Annotated in this window: 23 protein-coding genes; 11 read left to right on the plus strand and 12 right to left on the minus strand. The window is 62.8% G+C overall.

Annotated elements, in window-relative coordinates:
* Positions 1-244: 244 nt before the first annotated feature.
* On the plus strand, positions 245-478 hold the full coding sequence (locus tag M1D93_RS14725; RefSeq protein ID WP_461172218.1) for a hypothetical protein: 234 nt from the start codon (positions 245-247) through the stop codon (positions 476-478).
* Positions 479-550: 72 nt separating this feature from the next.
* Here the strand turns inward: M1D93_RS14725 and lepB are convergent, their stop codons facing one another.
* The 3 genes from lepB to M1D93_RS14740 form a co-directional block, all read right to left on the minus strand.
* On the minus strand, positions 551-1114 hold the full coding sequence (gene lepB / locus M1D93_RS14730; RefSeq protein WP_461172219.1) for a signal peptidase I: 564 nt from the start codon (positions 1112-1114) through the stop codon (positions 551-553).
* The gene (locus M1D93_RS14735; RefSeq protein WP_461172220.1) at positions 1111-2721 is read right to left on the minus strand and encodes a multicopper oxidase family protein; all 1611 of its coding nucleotides are present in this window, start codon (positions 2719-2721) and stop codon (positions 1111-1113) included. Before M1D93_RS14735 ends, lepB begins: the two co-directional genes overlap by 4 nt.
* 122 nt (positions 2722-2843) lie before the next feature.
* On the minus strand, positions 2844-3356 hold the full coding sequence (locus M1D93_RS14740) for a hypothetical protein (RefSeq protein WP_461172221.1): 513 nt from the start codon (positions 3354-3356) through the stop codon (positions 2844-2846).
* A gap of 607 nt (positions 3357-3963) precedes the next feature.
* On the opposite strand from M1D93_RS14740, the gene M1D93_RS14745 reads away from it, so the two are divergent.
* From M1D93_RS14745 to M1D93_RS14760, 4 genes are all read left to right on the plus strand, one after another.
* Complete coding sequence (locus M1D93_RS14745) at positions 3964-5151, plus strand: glutamate--cysteine ligase (RefSeq protein WP_461172222.1); 1188 nt, start codon at positions 3964-3966, stop codon at positions 5149-5151.
* 95 nt (positions 5152-5246) lie between these two features.
* On the plus strand, positions 5247-5978 hold the full coding sequence (locus M1D93_RS14750) for a GAF and ANTAR domain-containing protein (protein ID WP_461172223.1): 732 nt from the start codon (positions 5247-5249) through the stop codon (positions 5976-5978).
* Between the two features lie 90 nt (positions 5979-6068).
* Positions 6069-6278: a hypothetical protein gene (locus M1D93_RS14755; RefSeq protein WP_461172224.1), complete on the plus strand. Its 210-nt coding sequence runs from the start codon at positions 6069-6071 to the stop codon at positions 6276-6278.
* Between the two features lie 181 nt (positions 6279-6459).
* Complete coding sequence (locus M1D93_RS14760) at positions 6460-6627, plus strand: hypothetical protein (RefSeq protein ID WP_461172225.1); 168 nt, start codon at positions 6460-6462, stop codon at positions 6625-6627.
* Between the two features lie 32 nt (positions 6628-6659).
* Here the strand turns inward: M1D93_RS14760 and M1D93_RS14765 are convergent, their stop codons facing one another.
* The 3 genes from M1D93_RS14765 to M1D93_RS14775 form a co-directional block, all read right to left on the minus strand.
* The gene (locus tag M1D93_RS14765) at positions 6660-6812 is read right to left on the minus strand and encodes a hypothetical protein (protein ID WP_461172226.1); all 153 of its coding nucleotides are present in this window, start codon (positions 6810-6812) and stop codon (positions 6660-6662) included.
* 24 nt (positions 6813-6836) lie between these two features.
* Positions 6837-7052: a hypothetical protein gene (locus M1D93_RS14770; protein WP_461172227.1), complete on the minus strand. Its 216-nt coding sequence runs from the start codon at positions 7050-7052 to the stop codon at positions 6837-6839.
* Between the two features lie 759 nt (positions 7053-7811).
* A complete protein-coding gene (locus tag M1D93_RS14775; protein WP_461175028.1) occupies positions 7812-8543 on the minus strand; it encodes a GAF domain-containing protein in 732 nt (243 codons plus the stop codon).
* A gap of 189 nt (positions 8544-8732) precedes the next feature.
* On the opposite strand from M1D93_RS14775, the gene M1D93_RS14780 reads away from it, so the two are divergent.
* Complete coding sequence (locus M1D93_RS14780; protein ID WP_461172228.1) at positions 8733-9482, plus strand: SDR family oxidoreductase; 750 nt, start codon at positions 8733-8735, stop codon at positions 9480-9482.
* 122 nt (positions 9483-9604) lie between these two features.
* Positions 9605-10417: a GAF and ANTAR domain-containing protein gene (locus M1D93_RS14785; protein ID WP_461172229.1), complete on the plus strand. Its 813-nt coding sequence runs from the start codon at positions 9605-9607 to the stop codon at positions 10415-10417.
* A 98-nt stretch (positions 10418-10515) separates the two neighbouring features.
* On the opposite strand, the gene M1D93_RS14790 is transcribed toward M1D93_RS14785, so the two are convergent.
* Complete coding sequence (locus M1D93_RS14790; RefSeq protein ID WP_461172230.1) at positions 10516-11007, minus strand: Hpt domain-containing protein; 492 nt, start codon at positions 11005-11007, stop codon at positions 10516-10518.
* A gap of 358 nt (positions 11008-11365) precedes the next feature.
* On the opposite strand from M1D93_RS14790, the gene M1D93_RS14795 reads away from it, so the two are divergent.
* From M1D93_RS14795 to M1D93_RS14805, 3 genes are all read left to right on the plus strand, one after another.
* Positions 11366-11515 carry a hypothetical protein gene (locus M1D93_RS14795; protein ID WP_461172231.1) on the plus strand — a complete coding sequence of 50 codons (150 nt, stop codon included), beginning with the start codon at positions 11366-11368 and terminating at the stop codon, positions 11513-11515.
* A 294-nt stretch (positions 11516-11809) separates the two neighbouring features.
* The gene (locus M1D93_RS14800) at positions 11810-11992 is read left to right on the plus strand and encodes a hypothetical protein (RefSeq protein WP_461172232.1); all 183 of its coding nucleotides are present in this window, start codon (positions 11810-11812) and stop codon (positions 11990-11992) included.
* 33 nt (positions 11993-12025) lie between these two features.
* The gene (locus M1D93_RS14805) at positions 12026-12220 is read left to right on the plus strand and encodes a three-helix bundle dimerization domain-containing protein (RefSeq protein WP_461172233.1); all 195 of its coding nucleotides are present in this window, start codon (positions 12026-12028) and stop codon (positions 12218-12220) included.
* A gap of 77 nt (positions 12221-12297) precedes the next feature.
* Here the strand turns inward: M1D93_RS14805 and M1D93_RS14810 are convergent, their stop codons facing one another.
* Both M1D93_RS14810 and M1D93_RS14815 read right to left on the minus strand, forming a co-directional pair.
* Entirely contained in the window at positions 12298-13443 is a 1146-nt protein-coding gene (locus M1D93_RS14810) for a CBM96 family carbohydrate-binding protein (protein WP_461172234.1), read from the minus strand.
* Positions 13444-13823: 380 nt separating this feature from the next.
* Positions 13824-14384, minus strand: a complete 561-nt coding sequence (locus M1D93_RS14815; protein ID WP_461172235.1) for a hypothetical protein — start codon at positions 14382-14384, stop codon at positions 13824-13826.
* Between the two features lie 486 nt (positions 14385-14870).
* On the opposite strand from M1D93_RS14815, the gene M1D93_RS14820 reads away from it, so the two are divergent.
* Positions 14871-16115: a glycoside hydrolase family 26 protein gene (locus M1D93_RS14820; protein WP_461175029.1), complete on the plus strand. Its 1245-nt coding sequence runs from the start codon at positions 14871-14873 to the stop codon at positions 16113-16115.
* A gap of 13 nt (positions 16116-16128) precedes the next feature.
* Here M1D93_RS14820 and M1D93_RS14825 read toward each other — a convergent pair whose 3' ends face one another.
* The 3 genes from M1D93_RS14825 to M1D93_RS14835 form a co-directional block, all read right to left on the minus strand.
* Positions 16129-16284 (minus strand): hypothetical protein, encoded by a 156-nt coding sequence (locus tag M1D93_RS14825; RefSeq protein ID WP_461172236.1) that lies wholly within the window; start codon positions 16282-16284, stop codon positions 16129-16131.
* 2 nt (positions 16285-16286) lie between these two features.
* Positions 16287-17480 carry a glycosyltransferase family 2 protein gene (locus M1D93_RS14830; RefSeq protein WP_461172237.1) on the minus strand — a complete coding sequence of 398 codons (1194 nt, stop codon included), beginning with the start codon at positions 17478-17480 and terminating at the stop codon, positions 16287-16289.
* Positions 17481-18211: 731 nt separating this feature from the next.
* Complete coding sequence (locus tag M1D93_RS14835) at positions 18212-19027, minus strand: MBL fold metallo-hydrolase (RefSeq protein ID WP_461172238.1); 816 nt, start codon at positions 19025-19027, stop codon at positions 18212-18214.
* Between the last annotated feature and the right edge of the window lie 61 nt (positions 19028-19088).

The raw sequence follows: 19088 nt of genomic DNA on the forward strand, positions 1-19088 counted from the left end.
GCCGAAGCCAAAGGGTGGCCTACCCCGCGAGGGGGTAGGCCACCCTTTGGCTTTGACCTTGGAGGACTAGGAAACACCAAGGTTCGCATACAGGGTTCCCCCAGCATCGTCTCAGTACCGTCGCAGTATGTTTACTTGCTCAGTCCTCCGGTGCACCAAGCCCGGCTCCGCATTTATGGCAGGTGGCCAACGCACGGTTGCTGGCTATCATGAGGCTTTCGTTTGTGCTGAGCACAAGGCGCTGATGGAAGTCGGCTCCCCCTGGGACATGGAAGGGCGCAACGTCCTCATGGGCCAGGACCTGGCGCCGGTCGTTGAGAAGTGGTCCGTCCGCCAAAGCGTTGGCTCTGCGGGGTTCACCCTGACCCTCGAAGTTGCGGGCCGGCTCAAGCCCCTGGAAGTCTTCCTAATGCCGGCAGAGGCAATGAGCCTGTCCGGGTTCATTCATGCCACAAGTGGCGGACTTGGCTGCGCCTAGCGGCCTATAGGCCGTGCAGGTTGGTCCTACGGTCACTGCAGTGGACGGTGGGAGGTGCGGGGAACTGGAACCCTATTTCTGGCCTGTCAGCAGGGTGCCCTGGATTGCCGTCAGAGGCACGGCCCCGAAGTCCCTGGAGTCAATGGACACACCGCGGTTATCGCCAAGCACAAAGACGCTTCCAGCAGGCACCTTCTGGGGTCCGAAATAGGTTGCATCAATGCGGCTGTGGTCGATAAAGGTCTCTGGAACGGCCACGTCATCGACGTAGAGTTCAGCGTCGCGAATGGCAACGGTCTGCCCCTCCCCCGCAATGACGCGCTTGATGGCTGTGTGGCCGTCAACGGGGTTTGTGAAAGCGACTACTACGCCATTCCGGATCCAGCCGGCGGCGGCAGCCGGCTTGTACACCAGCACGACGGCACCTGAGGCAATGGTGGGCTCCATGCTGTCCGAGGAAACAATAAAAGGTTCCACCAGCCACGCACGGACGGCAACGATGGCCAGGGCAGGTATCAACGCCAGCACAACGAGGCGGGGCCAGGTTCCTTTAGCAAACCGTAGTTTCTGCAACAGCAGCCGGCGGCGGCCCGGGAGCCGCCGCCGGCCGTGGCGCTTCACCTGGACGGTGCTCAATCGTCGTCTTCGTCCCATTCAGCTTTGGCAGCTGTCATGGGGTCGTTGGGGTCCACGTCGGCCGCCGCAAGGCCCACCCGGAATTGGACCATCATGTCGTGGTCCTCGTGCGGCAGGTTGTGGCAGTGCATCATGTAAACGCCCTTATGGGGAGAGAATTTCATCAGGAGCCTTACGGTCTCGTCTTCCCCGATGTACACCACGTCCTTCGGGCCGCGTTCGTGCGGGAAGGGCGGCCTTCCGTTGCGGCTGATCACCTGGAAATCCACCAGGTGAATGTGCAGTGGGTGGAACCAGCCGCCTGACCGGTTCTCTACTTCCCAGATTTCCACCGAGTTGAGTGCGGGATCGGCGACCACCCTCTTGTAACCGCTGGCGATGACATCCTGCCAACTGTCATCGTTGATGGTCCACAGGTTGGTGACGTCGCTCCGCTTTACCCGGAACCTGCGTGTCTTCACGGCTTGCACTGCAGTCAGCGACATCGCTTCGCTGCCTGTCAGCGTTGTGGGAATCCGGTTCCACGTGGGGTCGGTGGTGTCCACCGGTTCGTCCGTAACATCAAACGCCATGATCTTGCTGGTGTAGTCGTAGTCCACGTTGTTCTTGTTGGACAGGTTGCGGAGTTCAATCCGCTGCCCCGTCCTGTACTTCCGGAAATCGATTAGGACCTCGTACCGTTCCGCACCGGCGTGGCGGTAGTTCGCCACGCTTTGCGCCACGGGGACGAGACCGCCATCGGTGCCCACCACCACGAGCGGATCGCCGGTGCTGAGCGCCGGCCGCAACGAGCGGGAGATGGACGCGTTCAAAATCCGGAAGCGGTAGACGCGCTTCTGCACCTTCATTACCGGCCAAGGCTTTCCGTTGACCAGGATGACGTCGCCCCAAAGGCCTGAGTGGCTGTTGTCCTCGTAGCCCAAGGACCCGTTCTCGGCGAACATAGCATCGCTGACGGTCAGCGCAACGTCGTAGCGGCCCTGCGGGAGCAGCTGCCGTTCAATGGGATCGTGCACGTGGTACTGCGCCGCGAGGCCGGAGTAGGCGTTCTGGGCCGTGAAGTGGACGCCGTGGTCGTGGTACCACAGCGTGCGGGCCGGCTGGAAGTTCGGGTAGTGGTAGTCCTTGTAGAACCCGGGGTACGTGATGTCGCTGGCGTAACCGTCGTACTGCGGCAAGGACGCGGATCCGTGCAGGTGGGTGGACGTGGACAGGGCATGACCGTCCAGGGCATGCTGGGCCGGGAGCTGGTTGCGGACCCTCAGTACAGCTTTTGTGCCCCGGTCAAGGCTGATGGTCGGTCCCGGGAACAATCCGTTGTAGCCGAGGATAGGCGTGGTCAGCCGGGGCAGGATATTAGCCATAGCAGCCTTTTCCGTCACCCGGTAGTAATTGACGGGCAGCCCGTCCGCCGGATCAATGCCAGTGGAATAAGGGGCGAGGATAGGAGCCTCGACAAATGGCGTCTGGAACGGCCGCGGCATGTCCCTGTCATTCAGACGGCTGATTGATTTAGCCTCCACTGATCCCGTGGGCAACATGGCGCCACCTGCTCCGAGGACTCCGAGTCCCCCGATCAACAGAACCTGACGACGTGAAATTGTCATGGTCGGTCTCCTTTGCTGGATGCCTCAACTGTTTAGTACTCAGCTTGTGGATTTCCTGCACCGGATTCCCAAATCCTTGGGGAAACCCTGAAGGGGACCTGCGGCCAGTCGGAGTGTCACTTCTATTTGCCGCCCCGGTGGTGTCCAGCACCAAGGGAGAGCCCTGGTCCTCCTGGCAGTTCCAGGGCCAGGTCTATGGCGCGGTCGGGCAGCTCAAACACGAGTGTGGCGTTGATGCTTTCCCCCTGGCGTGCCCTCGCAGGTGCCGGTGAGAACCACACCGGTTTCCACGTCCCTTCGCCCAGGGATGTGACGGTGTACCGGGACGGGTCGAAGGACAGGCCGTCCTTCTCCATGGCTGTCAGCTCCACCAGTATGCGGACGCGGTGGAGTTCTTTCCCGGGCGGATTGGCCAGCGCCTCGGAAGGCGCAGGAGGCATCCATCCGTCTACCTCGGTGGGGATAACCCCGTGGACGCGGGCGAGTCCACCATCGAGGCTGGCTGACGCCCCCAGCATTGCAGGGGGAGTCCGCGGAGCGGCCGTGAGGATGCTCATGACAAGGGCCCCTACGAGGGCGAGCAAAACCGCAGGAACAAGGAACTTCGTGCGCTTAAGCAAAGCTGTCGATGCCATAGCGGCAGTCTTCCGCCGGCGTCTAGGGAATCCCTAGGAGCCCGCCGGAGGCCTCGGCCACTGCAGTGCGTGCATTTGACCCTGCCCGGGCCATGTTCCCGCCAAGTCAGGGGCATGAGAACCCGTGGAATTTGCGGGAATCTTGAGGAACTCTTGAGCCTATCTGCCGGAGCCCTTGAGCCGGGCACGGCAAAGTGTTCCTTGTAAGGCTTGAAGCGCAACACAGTTGCAACTGGGACTGGGACCAGTAATGCCAAGGCTTTTTTTGGGGGAAATCGAGTCTCAGGGCATGGCGGTGTCGAGAAGCCGGCACCGCCAAGCAGAGCCTCTCCCAATCATGTGCACGTTGTTGTACCGGCTGGCTCGCCTCACGTAGCTGCCATCAGACCGGGGCCGATGACGGAGGCGGCGGTACAGCGTGGTTCCGCAAATAGTCATTGGCCCCCACAACGTCCTTCCTACACGCTGCACACGCGCGTAACCTTGAGGCATCAGCGGCCTGCTGGTTGGGAGCGGGCTGATGAGGGCTCGTGCAGTAGGGCTGGTTGTTGCATCGTCATCTGAACCAGCTGTCGAGGGTACGGATGCCAGCGCCATTGGAACTGCAATGAAAATTTCAACAGATCTGCCCGGCCTTCCACCCGCCGGCGGCCCTCAACGAACCTTTGGCGTTGAGGAGGAATTCCTGCTCGTAGATCCCGACACCGGTCAACCGGTGCCCGTGGCAGAACAGGCCCTGCGGCATGCTACAAAAAATCCAAGAACCGGCCAGGGGCCAGTCCTTGCCCTGGAGGTCAAACAGGAGCAACTCGAGGTTGTTGGCCCTGTTTGCTCCAGCTACCAGCAGATGGCGCAGACCATCAGGCAGGGCCGGGCCATGGCCGATACAGCCGCCCGTGCAGTGGGTGCAAGGGCGGTGGCGTTGGCTACCAGCCCCTTCGCGGTCACCCCCACACTGGTCCCCGAGCGGCGCTACCTGAACATGGCGGCCCGGTTCCACCTGACATTCAGGGAACAGCTGACCTGCGGTTTCCATGTTCACGTCCATGTCACCTCAGGGGAAGAAGGGACGGCGGTCCTGGACCGCATCCGCGTCTGGTTGCCTGTCCTGTTGGCACTAAGTGCGAACTCACCGTTCTGGCAGGGAACCAACAGCGGTTACGCGAGCTTCCGCTACCAGGCATGGAGCCGATGGCCGACGGCGGGACCTTGCGAACCGTTCGGATCCTTCCAGGAATACCGCCGCCACGTACAGGAGCTGCTGGCGACCGGTGTGCTCCTGGACGAGGGCATGGTGTACTTTGACGCACGGCTGTCCCGCAACCACCCCACCGTTGAGGTGCGCATTGCCGATGTGTGCATGGAGGCCGAGCACGCGACAGTACTCGCGGCCATCGTACGGGCACTGGTGGAGCGGGCGGCGCAGGAATGGCGGGCGGGAATTCCGGCGCCCCGCCTGCCGGCCGCGCAACTGCGCCTGGCGGGCTGGATGGCCAGCGAAGCCGGCGTCGAAGGCAACCTCCTGCACCCCCTGCGGCACTCACCGTGCCCTGCGACAGAAGCCGTGCAGGACCTCCTGGCGCACATCCGGCCTGTCCTCATCGGCACGGCCGACGAGGACCATGTCACTGTGGGACTCGCCCAGATCCTGGCCTCCGGTAACGGCGCCCACAAACAACGCGAGGCGATGGTCAAGAGCCAGAGCCTGACCGCAGTGGTGATGGACGCCGTCGAACGCACGCATGCAGCAGTCCTAACCCCTTCCCGCCGTTCGCGGCACCTCTACTCGGCCTGACCCCGATGGGTGGTACGTGAAGGCAATGTGTGCTGGGATGAAGGTAAGAAGCAATTGGTCCGCCAAGGGCCAAAACGCCGGGAATGGAGCCGGTCATGGACACTGAATTGCCGCTGGCCGACGAACTGGCCGCGGTCTTTGCGCGGTTTTCCAACGTGCTCCTGACCGAGGAGACCGTTTCCAGCGCCCTGAGGCTCATCACCGAGGCTGCAGTCCTGGCAGTGAATGACGCCGCCGGAGCAGGCGTATCCCTGCTGGACACCAACGGCAACCGCAGCAGCGCAGCATCCACCAGCCCGATTGTGGCCCAGGCCGACACCCTTCAATACGAGCTTGGACAGGGTCCCTGCCTGAGTGCGTGGGCCTCGGGCTACCCCGTGGATATAGCGGATGTGCATACGGACCTCCGCTGGCCTGAATGGGGCATGGCAGCGGGCGGTCTGGGCTTGCGCTCCTGTGTAAGTGTTCCTCTTCTTTCGGGGGACCTCGCTTTCGGAGCCATCAAGATTTACTGGGACAAGCCCAAGGCGGCTTCGCACCGGCTGATCCGGCTGCTGGAATTGTTCGCAGCCCAGGCCTCGATCTTCCTGGTCAACGTGCAGGCGCGGGAGCGGGCCCAGAAGCTGAGCGATCAGCTCAAGGCGAGCCTGGCGCAACGTGACACCATCAGCACCGCCAAGGGGATGGTCATGGTGAGCCAGCGCACGGGCAGCCATGAAGCGATGCTGCACCTGATGACCAGGGCACTGAACGAGAACCGGACATTGCAGGAAGTGGCGCAAGAAGTCCTTGAATCCACGCCGGGACTTGGTCTTGACCGGGGGTGAACAATGGACCTCCCTGGGGACGAGGACGAACAGCGCCAAGGATTCCGGTTAGCATTCGAGGCTGCACCCTTTACTCTTGACCAGATTTGGATGAAGTATTTTGGAATTGGGGGAAGAGTTGGCCTGACCGAAGTCCAGGCTTACGTCCATGGTGCCCTCAGCCTTCCTTCCATTGAACGCGATATGCTGGCGCACGCCCTAAACGAATCCCTCAACGGCCTGGGCGTCAACGGGCGGCGTGCCAGCTACAGCCAAGCCATCAACCTCGCGTCGGAGGAGGGCGAAAGGGATATCAATTGAGGCTGGCATCGTGCATCTGCTCACCGCAGCCGTGCAGATTGTTCAGAGCTCATGGGGTCCACCGCCGCGGCAGCGGCGTACGCTGGGGAAACCTACTTCAGGACGCCGAAGGTATTCGGGCGAAATCGTCCTCGGGGTGGTTCTCGACTCCAAGCAACGGCACGGCCGAAGGGTGTAGCTGATGAAAGCGTTAGTCGTGGCGATAGCCGCCGTCGCCGTGGTCCTGTTCATTGTGGGCCTGGCCGTCAAAACGCTGGGATTCCTCCTGGGAGTGGCCCCGGTGCTGTTGATCGTGGCTGTCGTCCTGCTGCTCTTGAGCCGGTTCAGGGGACGCCGCATTCCCCGCTGAACGGGGCAAACCGGGCGCGGGTTAGCGCCGGGTCAGCTGGGGTTCGCTTGGGCACTCCGAGGCCTCGAAGTTGCCGCGTCGAAGTGGGTCAGGGGTTTTTCTCCGGAGGCTTTGACCACTATTTCTTCGGCCAGGTCGCGGAGTTTCTGGTTCCGGGCGCTGGAAGCCTTGGTCAGGATCTTCATGGCTTCGCTTTGGGTGCACCGGTTCTACAAACGGAAAACACATGCTGCCTCGTAATCCTCCATGGCCCAGGTGAGGATCTTCAGGTCAAAAGCGTCCAGGACGACGAGGCCGTGGACGTAGGCGTCAAACTCCTCCAGCCGCGCCTCGCCCCCATTACCCCTGTACCAGACCCATAAAAGACAGAGTGACGAATGATCATCGCGGACCAAAGCCTGCGCCTGCGGCCGTGGATCTTGCATGGGAAACCCTCGCTACTGCCGCCGACACCAACGCAAGGCAAGGCAGTAATTAAACGCCCCCGAACCGGAGGCAGGCAGAACTCGTTGTGCCCGTTTTCGGGCGTCCAGTGGCTGCTGGCCAGCTGACACCCGTCAAGGCCGCTGGCTGCGTAACGGCTGACAGAAACAGGTGAACTCCCGAGCACCCTGAGTTTGGCGAATCCAAGCCGTGGGCTCGACCGATTTTCCGCTTCCCTCTTGACCAGCATGTGCTCCCTAGGGTAAAAAAGCCAGCTTGGCTGTCTATCTGGAGACAAACCCGGACAGGAAACAAGTACTGGCCGCCAGGATCCCGCAAACCACGTGGTGGGTGAGCACGGAAACGAGTAAGCCTTACTGACAGACTCACGCCTACACTTAGCCATGGACACGCTCCCGGCGGTAATGCTCATTTTGGGTGTGGCTTTCGCTTGGCTTGGTTTGACAGTATTCGTGCTCCTCCGGCTGCGGCGCCGCAGGCGTGGGTCCTCGCTCGTAGCTTCGGCTCCCCCTCCCTCTGACCCCGACAGCCTCCATCCCCACCGGCCCTGGCGCCGTTCCCGGCCCGTGACTGGCCAGACGCCTGCCCGGCGGCGCAGATTGATTCTCAGGAAGGTCCGTGGGTGACGCCTGGCAGCGGCCCTCGGGAATGATTGTTTTCGAGCAGGCCGGCAGGACCGACGACGCCGGGGCGCTGGCGGCCGTCACCTTTCCGCGGGCCTCCCCGCCGTCGTGGCCGGGCTACGAGGTCCGCGCGTCGATATGGCCCTGGACGATTCGGGCCAGCGTCCGGAGTACTTGCTGATCCGAGGGCGGAAAGGCCCTGGGTTTTTGGTCGATGACGCAGAGGGTTCCGATATTCCAGCCGCGCGGCCCGTGCAACGGATAGCCGGCGTAGAAACGGATGTGGGGCTCCCCGACCACCAGCGGATTGGTGGCGAAACGGCGATCCGTGTGCGTGTCGTTGATGATCAGCATCGAGTTCCGCTCCAGTGTTGCCGTGCAGAGCGCAATCTGCCTGGGAGTCTCGTCGCGGAGGGGCCCGAAGACAGATTTGAAATACTGGGTGTCTTCGCCGATGAGTGACATCGATGCGGCGCCTACATCAAAGTATCTCCTGGCGGCGGTAACAATGCGGTCAAAAATGGCCTCCGGCCCGCTGTGAAGCAGGTCCGTCTCGCGCAGTGACTCCAGGCGTTCGTGCTCTGCCTGTGCAGGAGTCAGCAGGAACTTGCCCGCCGCTCCCAGTGCTGACACCGAACGCGCGCGTGTCTTCTCCTGGCCACCCCACCCATCGGAACCGTAACTGCGCTCCAGTGGTGGGTCTGCAAGGGCACCATGGATGTACGCGTCCACCTCGAACTCGGACCACCGGGATTTGCCGGAATTGGCAGGCAAAAGTTTCCGCGGATCCACACCGATTGTGGCAGCGAGCTCCAGCCGCCGCTCCACCTCGTCATCCACGCCGTCCATCTCCAACCGAGTCGCCTAGCCAAAGTTTCCGCAACCGTAAAAAAACCTATTGATAAGGTTACTTACTACTGCACCCCTGTGGCTACCCCTCGGCTTCATCGGCAAGCACCGCTCTCCGGAAACAGACCAATAGGCGATGGCCTCCCTGCCCTGTGCTGCGGCTTGCACTGCGGGGCTAGGATTTGTTTCATGAGGATTGCCGTTGCAGGGGGAACCGGTACCGTTGGGCGCCACGTCGTTGACATAGCGAAAGAACGCGGGCACGACGTCGTCAGCCTGAGCCGTTCGGAAGGCGTGGACCTGGTTAACGGCCGCGGCCTGGACCAGGCGCTCCAGGGCGTGGAAACAGTCATCGACGTTTCCGGCATCCAGACCGTCTCCACCAAGAAGGCCGTGGACTTCTTCACCAACGCCACCCAGAACCTGCTGGCGGCCGAGAAGAAGGCGGGCGTTCGTCACCACGTGGCGCTCTCCATCGTGGGCATCGACAAGGCCACGTCCGGGCTCTACGCCGGGAAGCTGGTGCAGGAGGACGAAGTCAGGCACGGCGGCATTCCCTGGTCCCTCCTGCGGGCCACGCAGTTCCACGAGTTTGTGCCGATGGCGGTGAAAGCCGCCTCGGCCGGCCCGCTGGTACTCGTCCCGAAGATGTTCACCCAGCCCGTGGCGGCCGGTGAAGTGGCGGAGGCTTTGGTCAAGGCTGCAGAGGCAGGGCCGAAGGGACGCCTCCCTGATCTGGGCGGCCCCCGCGGCGAACAGTTGGCGGACCTGGTCCGCGCCTATCTGAAGAGGACGGGCCGACGGAAACGGATCGTTATGGTGCCTGTCCCTGGTCCGATGGGCAAGGCAATGCGCAAGGGCAAGCTCATCCCCCGGGCGGGTGCCGCCGTCGGACGCCAGACGTTCCTTGAGTGGCTGGAAACGCAGGAAAGCAGGTAGCCCAAGCAGGCGCCGCGGAAAATTAGAGTACCGACTACTGGTGTCCTCCCCTCAGGCGTGCCCGTAAGTTCGAAGTGCAAACCGCGGAAATTGCGCGGGCGCGGACCGAACGGGGGATAACGGTGACGATTCATGCGGCAGGCACCAGCAGCAGGGTGCCGAAGGTCGACGGCGGGAAGCAGGCGACGGCGGGCTCCGCGGCCGTGAAGCCATGGCCGGAGCCTTCCGGGTTCCTGCTGGACCTGGTGACGGATACAAACACCGACGTCGAGTCCCTGCGGAGGCTGTCCGAAGCTGCTGCTACTGCGCTTACCGGAGCCATGGGGGTCCAGATCGATTGCGCCGCCACGCTCACCTCTGCCCAGCGGGCTCCGATTCGCGCGGCCAACAACGGCCGGGCCGCTGCCCTCGCCGCCGCGGAACAGGATCTGGACGACGGCCCGCTGGCCCAGGCGGTAGGGGCAGGGATGCCTGTGGTTGTAGAGGCCGACGGCGGCACTCCCCTGCGGTGGCAGGCTTACCGGCGTAGGTTCCTTGACGCCGGCTACGGCGAAGTCCTTGCCGTTCCGGTCCGGCTGGACGCCGGCACGCCCTGCGCTTTGGTCTTCTTCGCTCCACCGGACGTTCCGTTCGCACCGGAGGTGGTCAGCCATGCCACCTGGTTCGCGGGCGTGGCGGCGAAGAGCCTGGGGCTGGCCCTTGACGTGCGGAGCGCGCGGGCAGCCGGGGACAACCTGAAGGCCGTCCTGGAAAGCCGCACCTCCATCGACGTGGCCTGCGGAGTGATCATGGGCCGGAACCGCTGTTCCTATCCGGACGCCTTCAGCCTGCTTGCCAGTGCGTCCACCCAGCGAAGCCTGCAGGTACGCGACGTGGCCGAGGGCCTGCTCAGGAACCTGCCGCGCGGCGCCCCGGGGACCCGCTTCGTGGTCTGAGCCGGGGGCCGTCGCATTAGTATCAGCGGCCCTGTTGCGTGCCGCGTCGGCGGCAGCGCGGGCAGCTGCGGCGTCAGCCCAGGAACCCCTGCGCGGGGTTAGGGCTCGCTGACGAACTTACGTGGTCGCGTGGCCGCATCGAGGTGTGCCTGGAGAGCGTCGGACGTCTGACCGGCACGTTGCTTGATCCGGTACAGATAGTCCACCGCCAGCCGGGGCAGGGCACGAGACGGGTCGGCAATCCGGATACCTTCCCGCTGGGCTGCCTCAAGGTCGAGGGTGAGTGCGGCGAGGCGTTCGGCGCCCACCATCTGACTCGCGGTCTTGAGGCTGAGGACCGCATCCCTGGCCCCGACGGCGTCCCCGGTGGTCAACGCGGCCCGCAACTTTTCGATCCTCAGCGGCAGCGCATTAATGAAGTTCTGAACAAAAACCCTCCAGACTTCGTACTCATCAAGGTCCTCGCGCAACCTCTCCAGCACTGCCCGGTTGATGAGGGGCTGGGTGGATCCCCCGGCGCTTCTCATGCCTGGAATCCCGCCAGTCTGGGGGCAATCCGCCGTGTCCAAAGGAGTGGTGGTAGTGGTCATGACTGGACAGTACGGCGTGGATGTTGGGGTAACCCTGCGGCCGCACCTTGTGGTTTCCTAGAGTCACCCAAGGTCTTCCTGTTTAGTCCTGGACCTACCGACCCTGATATTCTGGTTGCTCGCTTGTTGCCCTGTACGGGCGTCAAGCGTGGCTGCTGTAGCCCAACGGCGGACCGCTGCACGCTGTTGAGAAGTGCCGCCACGGCGCGCAATCACAGTGTGATCAGTTCCTTACCGAAGCCACCTACCGGGACCAAGAGTCCGGCTCGAGTCTTAGCCGGGACGCCACCCACGGCCTGTAACCAGCCTGGTGCCCCGCGCTTCTACCCGAACAGAGAAACCGAAGGAAACCCAGAGCATGAGCATCACCAGCAACACCAGAGCGTCCAATGACGGACATTCCCGCCCCGTGGGCATCGAGGACTTTGACCTGACCCCCGCCGGCCTGGCAGACGCCCCTGCGAGCGAACTGGACCGCGAAAGCATCGTGCACACCGGCAACAGCTGACATCCGGCAGGATCTTGTTACGGACAAGGGAAAGCCCCTCCTAGGAGGGGCTTTCAACGTAGTGGTCACTTGTCTTCTGGTATCGGTCAGCGGTGATGCACTCCCCCTTCCCGGACGCCCCCTAGCGCCCATCCGGACTATGACAAGAACTGACTTTAGTAACCTGCGCCCGGGTAGTAAAGGGTCTCGCGAGAAATTTCTCAATGAGCCCCAGGGGCCACAATTCCGATGTGGACAGCCACACATTGCAGGACTGCCTCTTCCGGAAAACGGCTATGACCGTATTATTCATGCATGTGGACTAAACAGCACCAGGCTTTCTGCAGCAAGTGCGGCAGGGACACCAAGCATGTAACGCACTACCAGAAGGACGACGTCGGCGGCTCCTTGGTTGCCGATGTCCAGTGCGCTGAGCACAAGGAGTCCTCCCTTTACAGCCAGCAGAGGATGTCGGCAACGCCTGAACCGGCGGCCTGACCCTTTGGCCGCCGCGAATCGCAGGAGCGGTTGATGATCAGGGAATCGGAAACCCAGGCGCTCATGGCTGTGGTCAACCGGCTGGCCGAGCGCTTCCCGGATGAGCAGCTTTCCGTGATCGAAGATGTCGTTGCCGAAGAACACAGCCTCTTGGACGAGGGCCGCATCCGGGACTACATCCCCATTCTTGTGGAACGCGGCGCCAAGCTCAGGCTCCTTCAGCGATAACCTTCGTTGTCTTCGCGTCTGCAGCACGGCCGGGGGTGTAGGGGGCGGCCGCTGCCTCCAGTGGAACTTGATAACGCCTAGCCTGTTTCCGCCGGCGCATATACGCGGACCCAGTCCACCCGCATCTCCCCAGGGCCGTTAGCCGTGCTGTCCGGGAACCAGTCCAGTTGCAGCGTCTGGTGCATCGGACCGGGAGGCTGGTGCGCGGAATCGTAGTCCTCAAACCACTTCACCCCATCGACGTAGCCCACAATCCCTTTCGGAGACCAGTCCAGCGCGTAGTTATGGAACTGGGTAACGTCCAGGGCCCTGACATCCGAAGTCGTCAGGTTCGAACATCCGTAGTGGTGGAAGAACTTGATGATGTTCCATTCGCCCGTGGTTTCCGCGTAGTCAACTTCGCCGTCACAGGGCCAATTCCCGCTGTCCGGCCACAGGATGGACACCATATGGTACTCGTTGTCACCGGACCCGGCTGCGCGGACTTCCCACCGCCCGTACTTTTGGTTTGCGAACTTCGCGCTCATGCCAGCGGTGGTGCCGTCCGGAGTTCCGGTGATGACCATTTTGGAACCATCGACCGTAGCCTGCTGGGGACTCCGGATTCCCATTCCCGCGTGTCCGGGGCTGTCGTAAACGGTCCACTTCGTGGCATCCGGCGGACCCGTGTAATTGAACTCGTCCCCGGTCACAAGCGTGCCCCACGCATGGACTCTCGCCGCCTCGGTCGGTTTTGCTGTGTCAGGCGCGGTGGTCACCACCAGCGTCGGACGCAGGGTGGGATCCGCAAATTCTTTCGACGGGAACCCGATCCACTTCTCTGCGTTGCTTTCCAGCGTGAAGTTGTGCTCGCCACCCTTTGGGTTAACGCCCTTGGTTACGTCCCATTCAACCCAGGAGCCGGCAGCGAACCCGCCAGCCTTCCCCAGCCGCGTCCCGCGTGGTGGTGCGTTATTCCAAGTAACTTCCCTCTCGGTCCAGCCGCCAGACGTGGTGAAAACGTCCACGAATTCAGTGGGACTTGCGGGTGCGACCGCGTGTGCCCGCAGCCTAGCCGAAACAACATGACGGCCAGCGGGAATGTGAACGTTGAATCGTAGGAGTGCGTTCCGCCGGGTTCCTGCACGGTCCTCGGTAGATAAACGGACGCTGATCCCGAAGTTGGTCGTCGCCTTGTCCGCCTGTACGTAGGCGTCCATGGTCGGCAGGATGGTCGTTGTCACGCTTGGCGTTGGTGGCGTTGTTGGCATGGTGATTGCAAACCCAACCAGAATAGTTAATGCAACGGCTGCAAATTTACGCCAGAACATCAGCCCGCCCTTTAAAGCCTAGGAATCTTGTTGGACCCGCTGGCGGCCCTAGCGTGTCAGGGCGAAGGCGGCGACCGCCAGGACAACCACTAGGAAGACGCCAACAATGGCAAGCTTTCGGCTGGCCCCTTTGGCTGGCCCTGGGCCTCTTCTTCGGCCGTGCTTTCGGTCAGTTGTATCTGTCATGCGCCGACTCTACGCAGCCTCAGATGCCGACGCCCGCGTATCGCCTACTTGTCCTTCAAAAACCCCACTACTGGCCTCGCCGCGGGTTTGCGATGAAGCCGGGCTGCCTAACGGCAGGAGTAGTCATAATCGAATCCGCGCGACACATACTGCGTCACGGTTACCGGGCTGCCGGGCGTCAGGCCAGGCAAGGAACAATTTGCCTTCGCTCCCCGGAGGGTCGTGGCACCTGCAAGCCAGCTTGGCAGGCCCGTCAGGGGGCTACTCGATGGCACGGTCCCGGCGATGGTTCTCCACTGATAGCCCGTCGAGTAGATCCCGACACCGGCGGGCTTATTTTCGGTGTTTGCACGCCCGGCAGTGATGCTCTTGAAGTAGTCCGCCATCCCTTCAAGGGTCGCCCTGTTCAGGGCTGTGTCGGTCTGCCAGCTGTTGCCCGTCTCGACATCCAACCACCAGAAATACGTGCCGGGATTCGCCACGCCCCGGATAGTAGCGTCGTCGTATGCCTTTGCATAGCCATACATGTATGAGCAGGCGAGGTCTACTGGGCCTTCGACTGCCCCTTTGGCATCGCACGTTCCGTACGGGTTTGGGACCTGCACGTTGGGGTAGATGTTGGACGATGGCCACCACGATCCCGCGTGTCCCGGGTTGCCAGTGTTCACATATAAGGCAACCTTGGGCTGCTTAGTTCCCCCGGTAGAGCTGGCGGCCCAGGTGAGTTGATCGGAGAGGCAGGGGTTGGTGTTATTTGCCAGTCCCCCGGTCACACCAACGATTCCGAAGGCTTGCCCGCTGGGAAGGGCCTTACCGCACTGGGGCCAGGAAATGTCATTACCCACCAGATCCGTACTTCCGCTTGGCGGAGCCGCTGCCGCCGGTGCAATTCCCGTGGCTAATAGTCCCAGAAGTGCCAGGAGTGTGCATGCCGTCTTCATCCCAGAACGAGTCATGCCCCATGCTACGTCTGCTTCCGGAACGAAACGCCGCCAAGTCGCTGGCATTTAGTGGATTGTCCGTCAGTGGCGGTATGAGAAACTTGAGCAGATCTTGAGGTATTCGGATCAGCGGCACTTTAGGATCAGGGAAGTGCCAGCTGGCACCGAACTGGCGGCTGCCGGACTGGCAGCCTTTGACGATGGTGGGGACCGATCGCTGTGTTCAAGTTTGTAAAAGTAATTACTGCTGCCGTCGCTCTCGGCGCAGGTCTCACGCTCGCGGGAGTTCAGCCCGTTCAGGCAGCACCGGCCGCCGCTCAAATTACCCTTAGCCCTACCTCCGGCCCCGCGGGATCCGTGATTGCGGTGAGCGGGACCGGCTTCAAGGTCTCCACCTCGGGAACGGTGATCGCCGGGGCAGCGACCTTTGGTTTCCGGACGACGTCGGCCGGTGCCTTCAGCACGTCGATCACCATCCCCGGGACCGCCACCGGAAAGCTCACCGTCTCGGCCAAGACCTCCTCCGTCCAGGCTTCCACGGTGTTCACCGTAGCTGCACCGACGCCTGCGCCGACGCCGGTGCCCCCGGCTGTCAGCACCGCGAACCTGCGCTTCGGTGTGGCAACCACGGGCGGCCCGCTGGCAAGCGCGGAATTGGATGAGGTGTCCCGGCTGGCCGGGGAGAGCCCGTCCAGCGTGTTGTTCTACAAGGATTTCCTCCAGGCTCCGCCGATCAGTGAAATGAACGCTGTGCGGGCCCGGGGTGCCGTTCCCCTGGTGACGTGGGAGCCGTGGGCTTGGGGCGGCGGAGTGGACCAGCCCGCCTACTCGCTGGACAGGATTGCGGCCGGTGACTTCGATGCCCGGATTACTGAGTGGGGACAGGCGCTGGCCGCGTGGGGATATCCGGTGCAGCTGAGGTTCGCTCACGAGATGAACGGCGACTGGTATCCGTGGGCTGAAGGCGTCAACGGCAATGAAGCCGGAGATTACGTCCAGGCTTGGCGTCACGTGCACGACGTTATGGCTGCCACCGGTGCGTCCAACGTTTCCTGGGTATGGAGCCCGAACGTTCCGTACTGGGGTTCCACTGACCTGGCCGGTCTTTTCCCGGGTGCCGGCTATGTGGACGTCGTAGGCCTTGACGGCTACAACTGGGGCACGTCCGCGACATGGAGCGGCTGGATTTCACCGCAGGATCTGTTTGCGCCCGGGATCGCCGAGCTGCGGTCCTTGGCGCCTGGCCTGCCGATACTTATTGCGGAGACGGCGTCGAGCGAGGCCGGCGGGTCCAAGGCTGCCTGGAACACGGATCTGGTGTCCTACCTCGCGGCCCAGCCTGACGTGATGGGTTTCGTTTGGTTCCATATGCAGAAGGAAGCTGACTGGCGGATCAACAGCAGTGACGCCTCGGCGGCCGCCTTCCAGTCTGCTCTGGCGGCGCGCCGGGCGTCATAGCCTTGGGGGACGGTTAGGGCCGGGCCGCGGGGCTGCGGCGGACGAGGGCTATCAGCGCAACGCCGATCAGCATGATGCCCAGTGCGGTGAGCAGGCCTGCTCCAACGTTGAGTCCGGTGTAGGCCAGGGCTGCACCGGAGGCGGGGATGGAGGTGTTCATTCCGTACATTGCTAGTTGATTTCCTCTGCTGTGTATTGCGCTTCCCAGCGGTCGATGCGCCGCCGGGTGATCTTGGTGGTCAGGACTGCGCACCAGGAGGCCAGGAACCATCCTGAGCGCAGCCACATGAATATTTCCTGCGGGAAGAAGGCTGCCGCGATGACGATGTCTTTCCAGTCGCGGTGCGGTATCCGCAAGGCACGTTTGATGTCCAGGGCCACGAACAGGACGGGCACGAGCCACCAGAACAGGACGACGTGGAACACCCCGAGGGCGAGGGACAGGACGATGACGGCGATCCACAGGAGCTTGAGGAAGACACCCAGCAGGCCCATCCCCTGTTGGGCCCAGTCCCGCAAAGTCAGGCGGTTGACTCCCAGGTCCAGCAGGTCCTCCACCGTGCCCACCTGCCATTTCATCCGCTGGCCCCAGAGGGCTTTGATGGACTTCATGGAGTCGGTGTAGGCGCGAACGTCCGGTGACACCTGGCAGGTGTAACCCATTTCGCGGATCCGGTAGGTCAGTTCGAAGTCTTCAACCTGGGAGGTGTAAACCCATGGCCCTTCGCGGTCCTCGCGGGCTGCGATGTCCCTCAGGACGGCGTTGTTGATCGCACAGCCCGTCCCGGCAAGCACGCTGGTATGCCCGCGGCGCAGGGCTGTGTCGGTCCAGGTGGCGAACTCGGCTTTTTGCAGCCGGCTCAGCAGTCCTGGGTCCTGCATGGTGAACTTCGAAGATGACCCGCCTAAAAGCTTGCCCTCTGCAGCGGCGAATTCGTGTTCCCAGACTGCCAGCGCGTTCCGCGGCAGCACGGTGTCGGCGTCCAGGCAGACCACCACGTCCGCGTCATAGGCGTACTGTGCCCATGCACGGTTCAGTGCCTCGGACTTGCGGTGCTCCAGGCGCGGCAGCTCCATCACTGTGACCGGGTACTTGCGGGCCTCCCGGGCGGTGTCATCGGTGCAGCCGTTGGGTACCACCACGATCAGGTCGGCTGGCCGTTCCTGGCCCATCAGCCCGTCAAGCGTCGCCCCGATCGACTCGGCCTCGTTGTACGCAGGAACCAGCACCACCACCCGCAGTCGGAGGCCGTCAGTCGTGGCTGCCTCTTCGCCCGGATCCGTGAACGTGCGTACCCGGTCCCGCATGGCAGGGGCGCCGGAAACCATCAGTTCTTCAGCTGCCAAGGGCAGGGCAACGGACACGGGGCGCCTCCTTCTGGATTTGATGCAGGTCCCGGTGGGACCAACAAACCCAGCTAATAGGCGCTATCTCAGATTTAGCTATCAGTCAGCATCAAGATTCGGTCAATGACGCGCAATTGTTCATCAACACCTGGCGGCGTTTAAAAACCGCTAGGACGGGCGCGCGGCCGCCGTCGTAACCTGACTGGTCAATGTCGGCAGACGCGGCCGGCATCCCCGCCGTCTCAGTGAAGCTCGCGCCGGTCCGCCTTGTTCTGGCCCGCCCTTTGGTCGGTCTCAGACCCAGCGTTGATACCATCCCGCGAGCTGCACATATCGCAGCGGCCCACAAACTGATGAGGGCAACCGGAGTCCTGGCCCTCGGCATCCGGCAGAGTTACGTGCATACTCTTTCCTGGCGCGTAAAAAACGTAGTCCGTGGTGGCTACGCCGACCTATAGAGTGACGCCGATTTGGCGAAAATGGGCACCCCTCGTCTGGCCTGCATGGCCAGTTTGTGGCGACCGTGTTGCCGGCAGTACCTGTGCTGTCCTCCGACTTTAGCCAGCCGCCACCCTTCGCACCCGCGTACTGCTGTACTTGTCTTTGCATACCCGCATACTTAGCTTCAGCCTCCGCCGCTTCGGCTGGACATACAGTAGCCCCTGCTCGGTGTACCGACCTGGAAGGTCAGTTATTCGGCTGGCCGGTACCCTCCGGCGCGCCCACCCCGCGGCTAATTCAGCAGCCAGCTAATTCTCCCGGCGGGTCTCCTGCAGCCGCTTGATGAACCAGCGCGACTGTTCCGGCCCGTAAGGCAGAACGGGGATGGCCTTGGTCGCGTCGGAAGGGGCTTCCCGGATGGAACGCTGGGCCTGGCGTACAGCGGTGGTCATGGTGTTCGCCATGGTCCTGACGAACTGGTCGCTGCACGGCTCGCCGTGCCCGGGTATCAGGAACTCGTAGCGGTGGCGCAGCGCTGAGATGTGCCGGAGCGCGTCCGCCCACTCCTCCGGGTACGAGTCCTCGAAGGACGGGTGCGCGCCCTGCTCCACCAGGTCACCCACGAACAGGGTGGTAGGGGTGCCCACCAGCAGGTCGCCGTCGGTATGGCCGCGGCCCAGGTAGAACAGGGTGGCCGTCAGCCCGCCCAGGTCCACCAGCACGGGTTGGTCCTTCACAATGGCGTTGGGGACCACGAGTTCCACGTTTTGGCCTTCGCCGGCTGACATCTCCGGTTCCAGCGTCCCCACGAAGCGGCGCTGGAGGTCCCCGCGTTCATCGATCTCCCAGGCGCAGTTCTGGTGCGCCCAGAATTCGGTGACCCCCGCTGCCGCGAACACGGCATTTCCGAAGAAATGGTCGTAATGGGCGTGGGTATTGACGACGACGAGCGGCAGCTGGGTCTTCTCCCGCACCGCGTCCAAAATATCGCGCCCCTGCCGGGGACCGCAGCCGGTATCGATCACCATGGCCCGCTCGGATCCGACGATCAATCCTGTGTTGAGCAGCGACCCTTCGGTCACCAGTACATGGTTGTCCGCGCCGACTTCGAGCCATTCCGACATTGTTTCTCCGTACCTCCGGCGTAGCAGTGTTCGTTCGTCCAGGGGTCGATTGTACCCAGCG

This window comes from Arthrobacter sp. Z1-9, assembly GCF_054792695.1.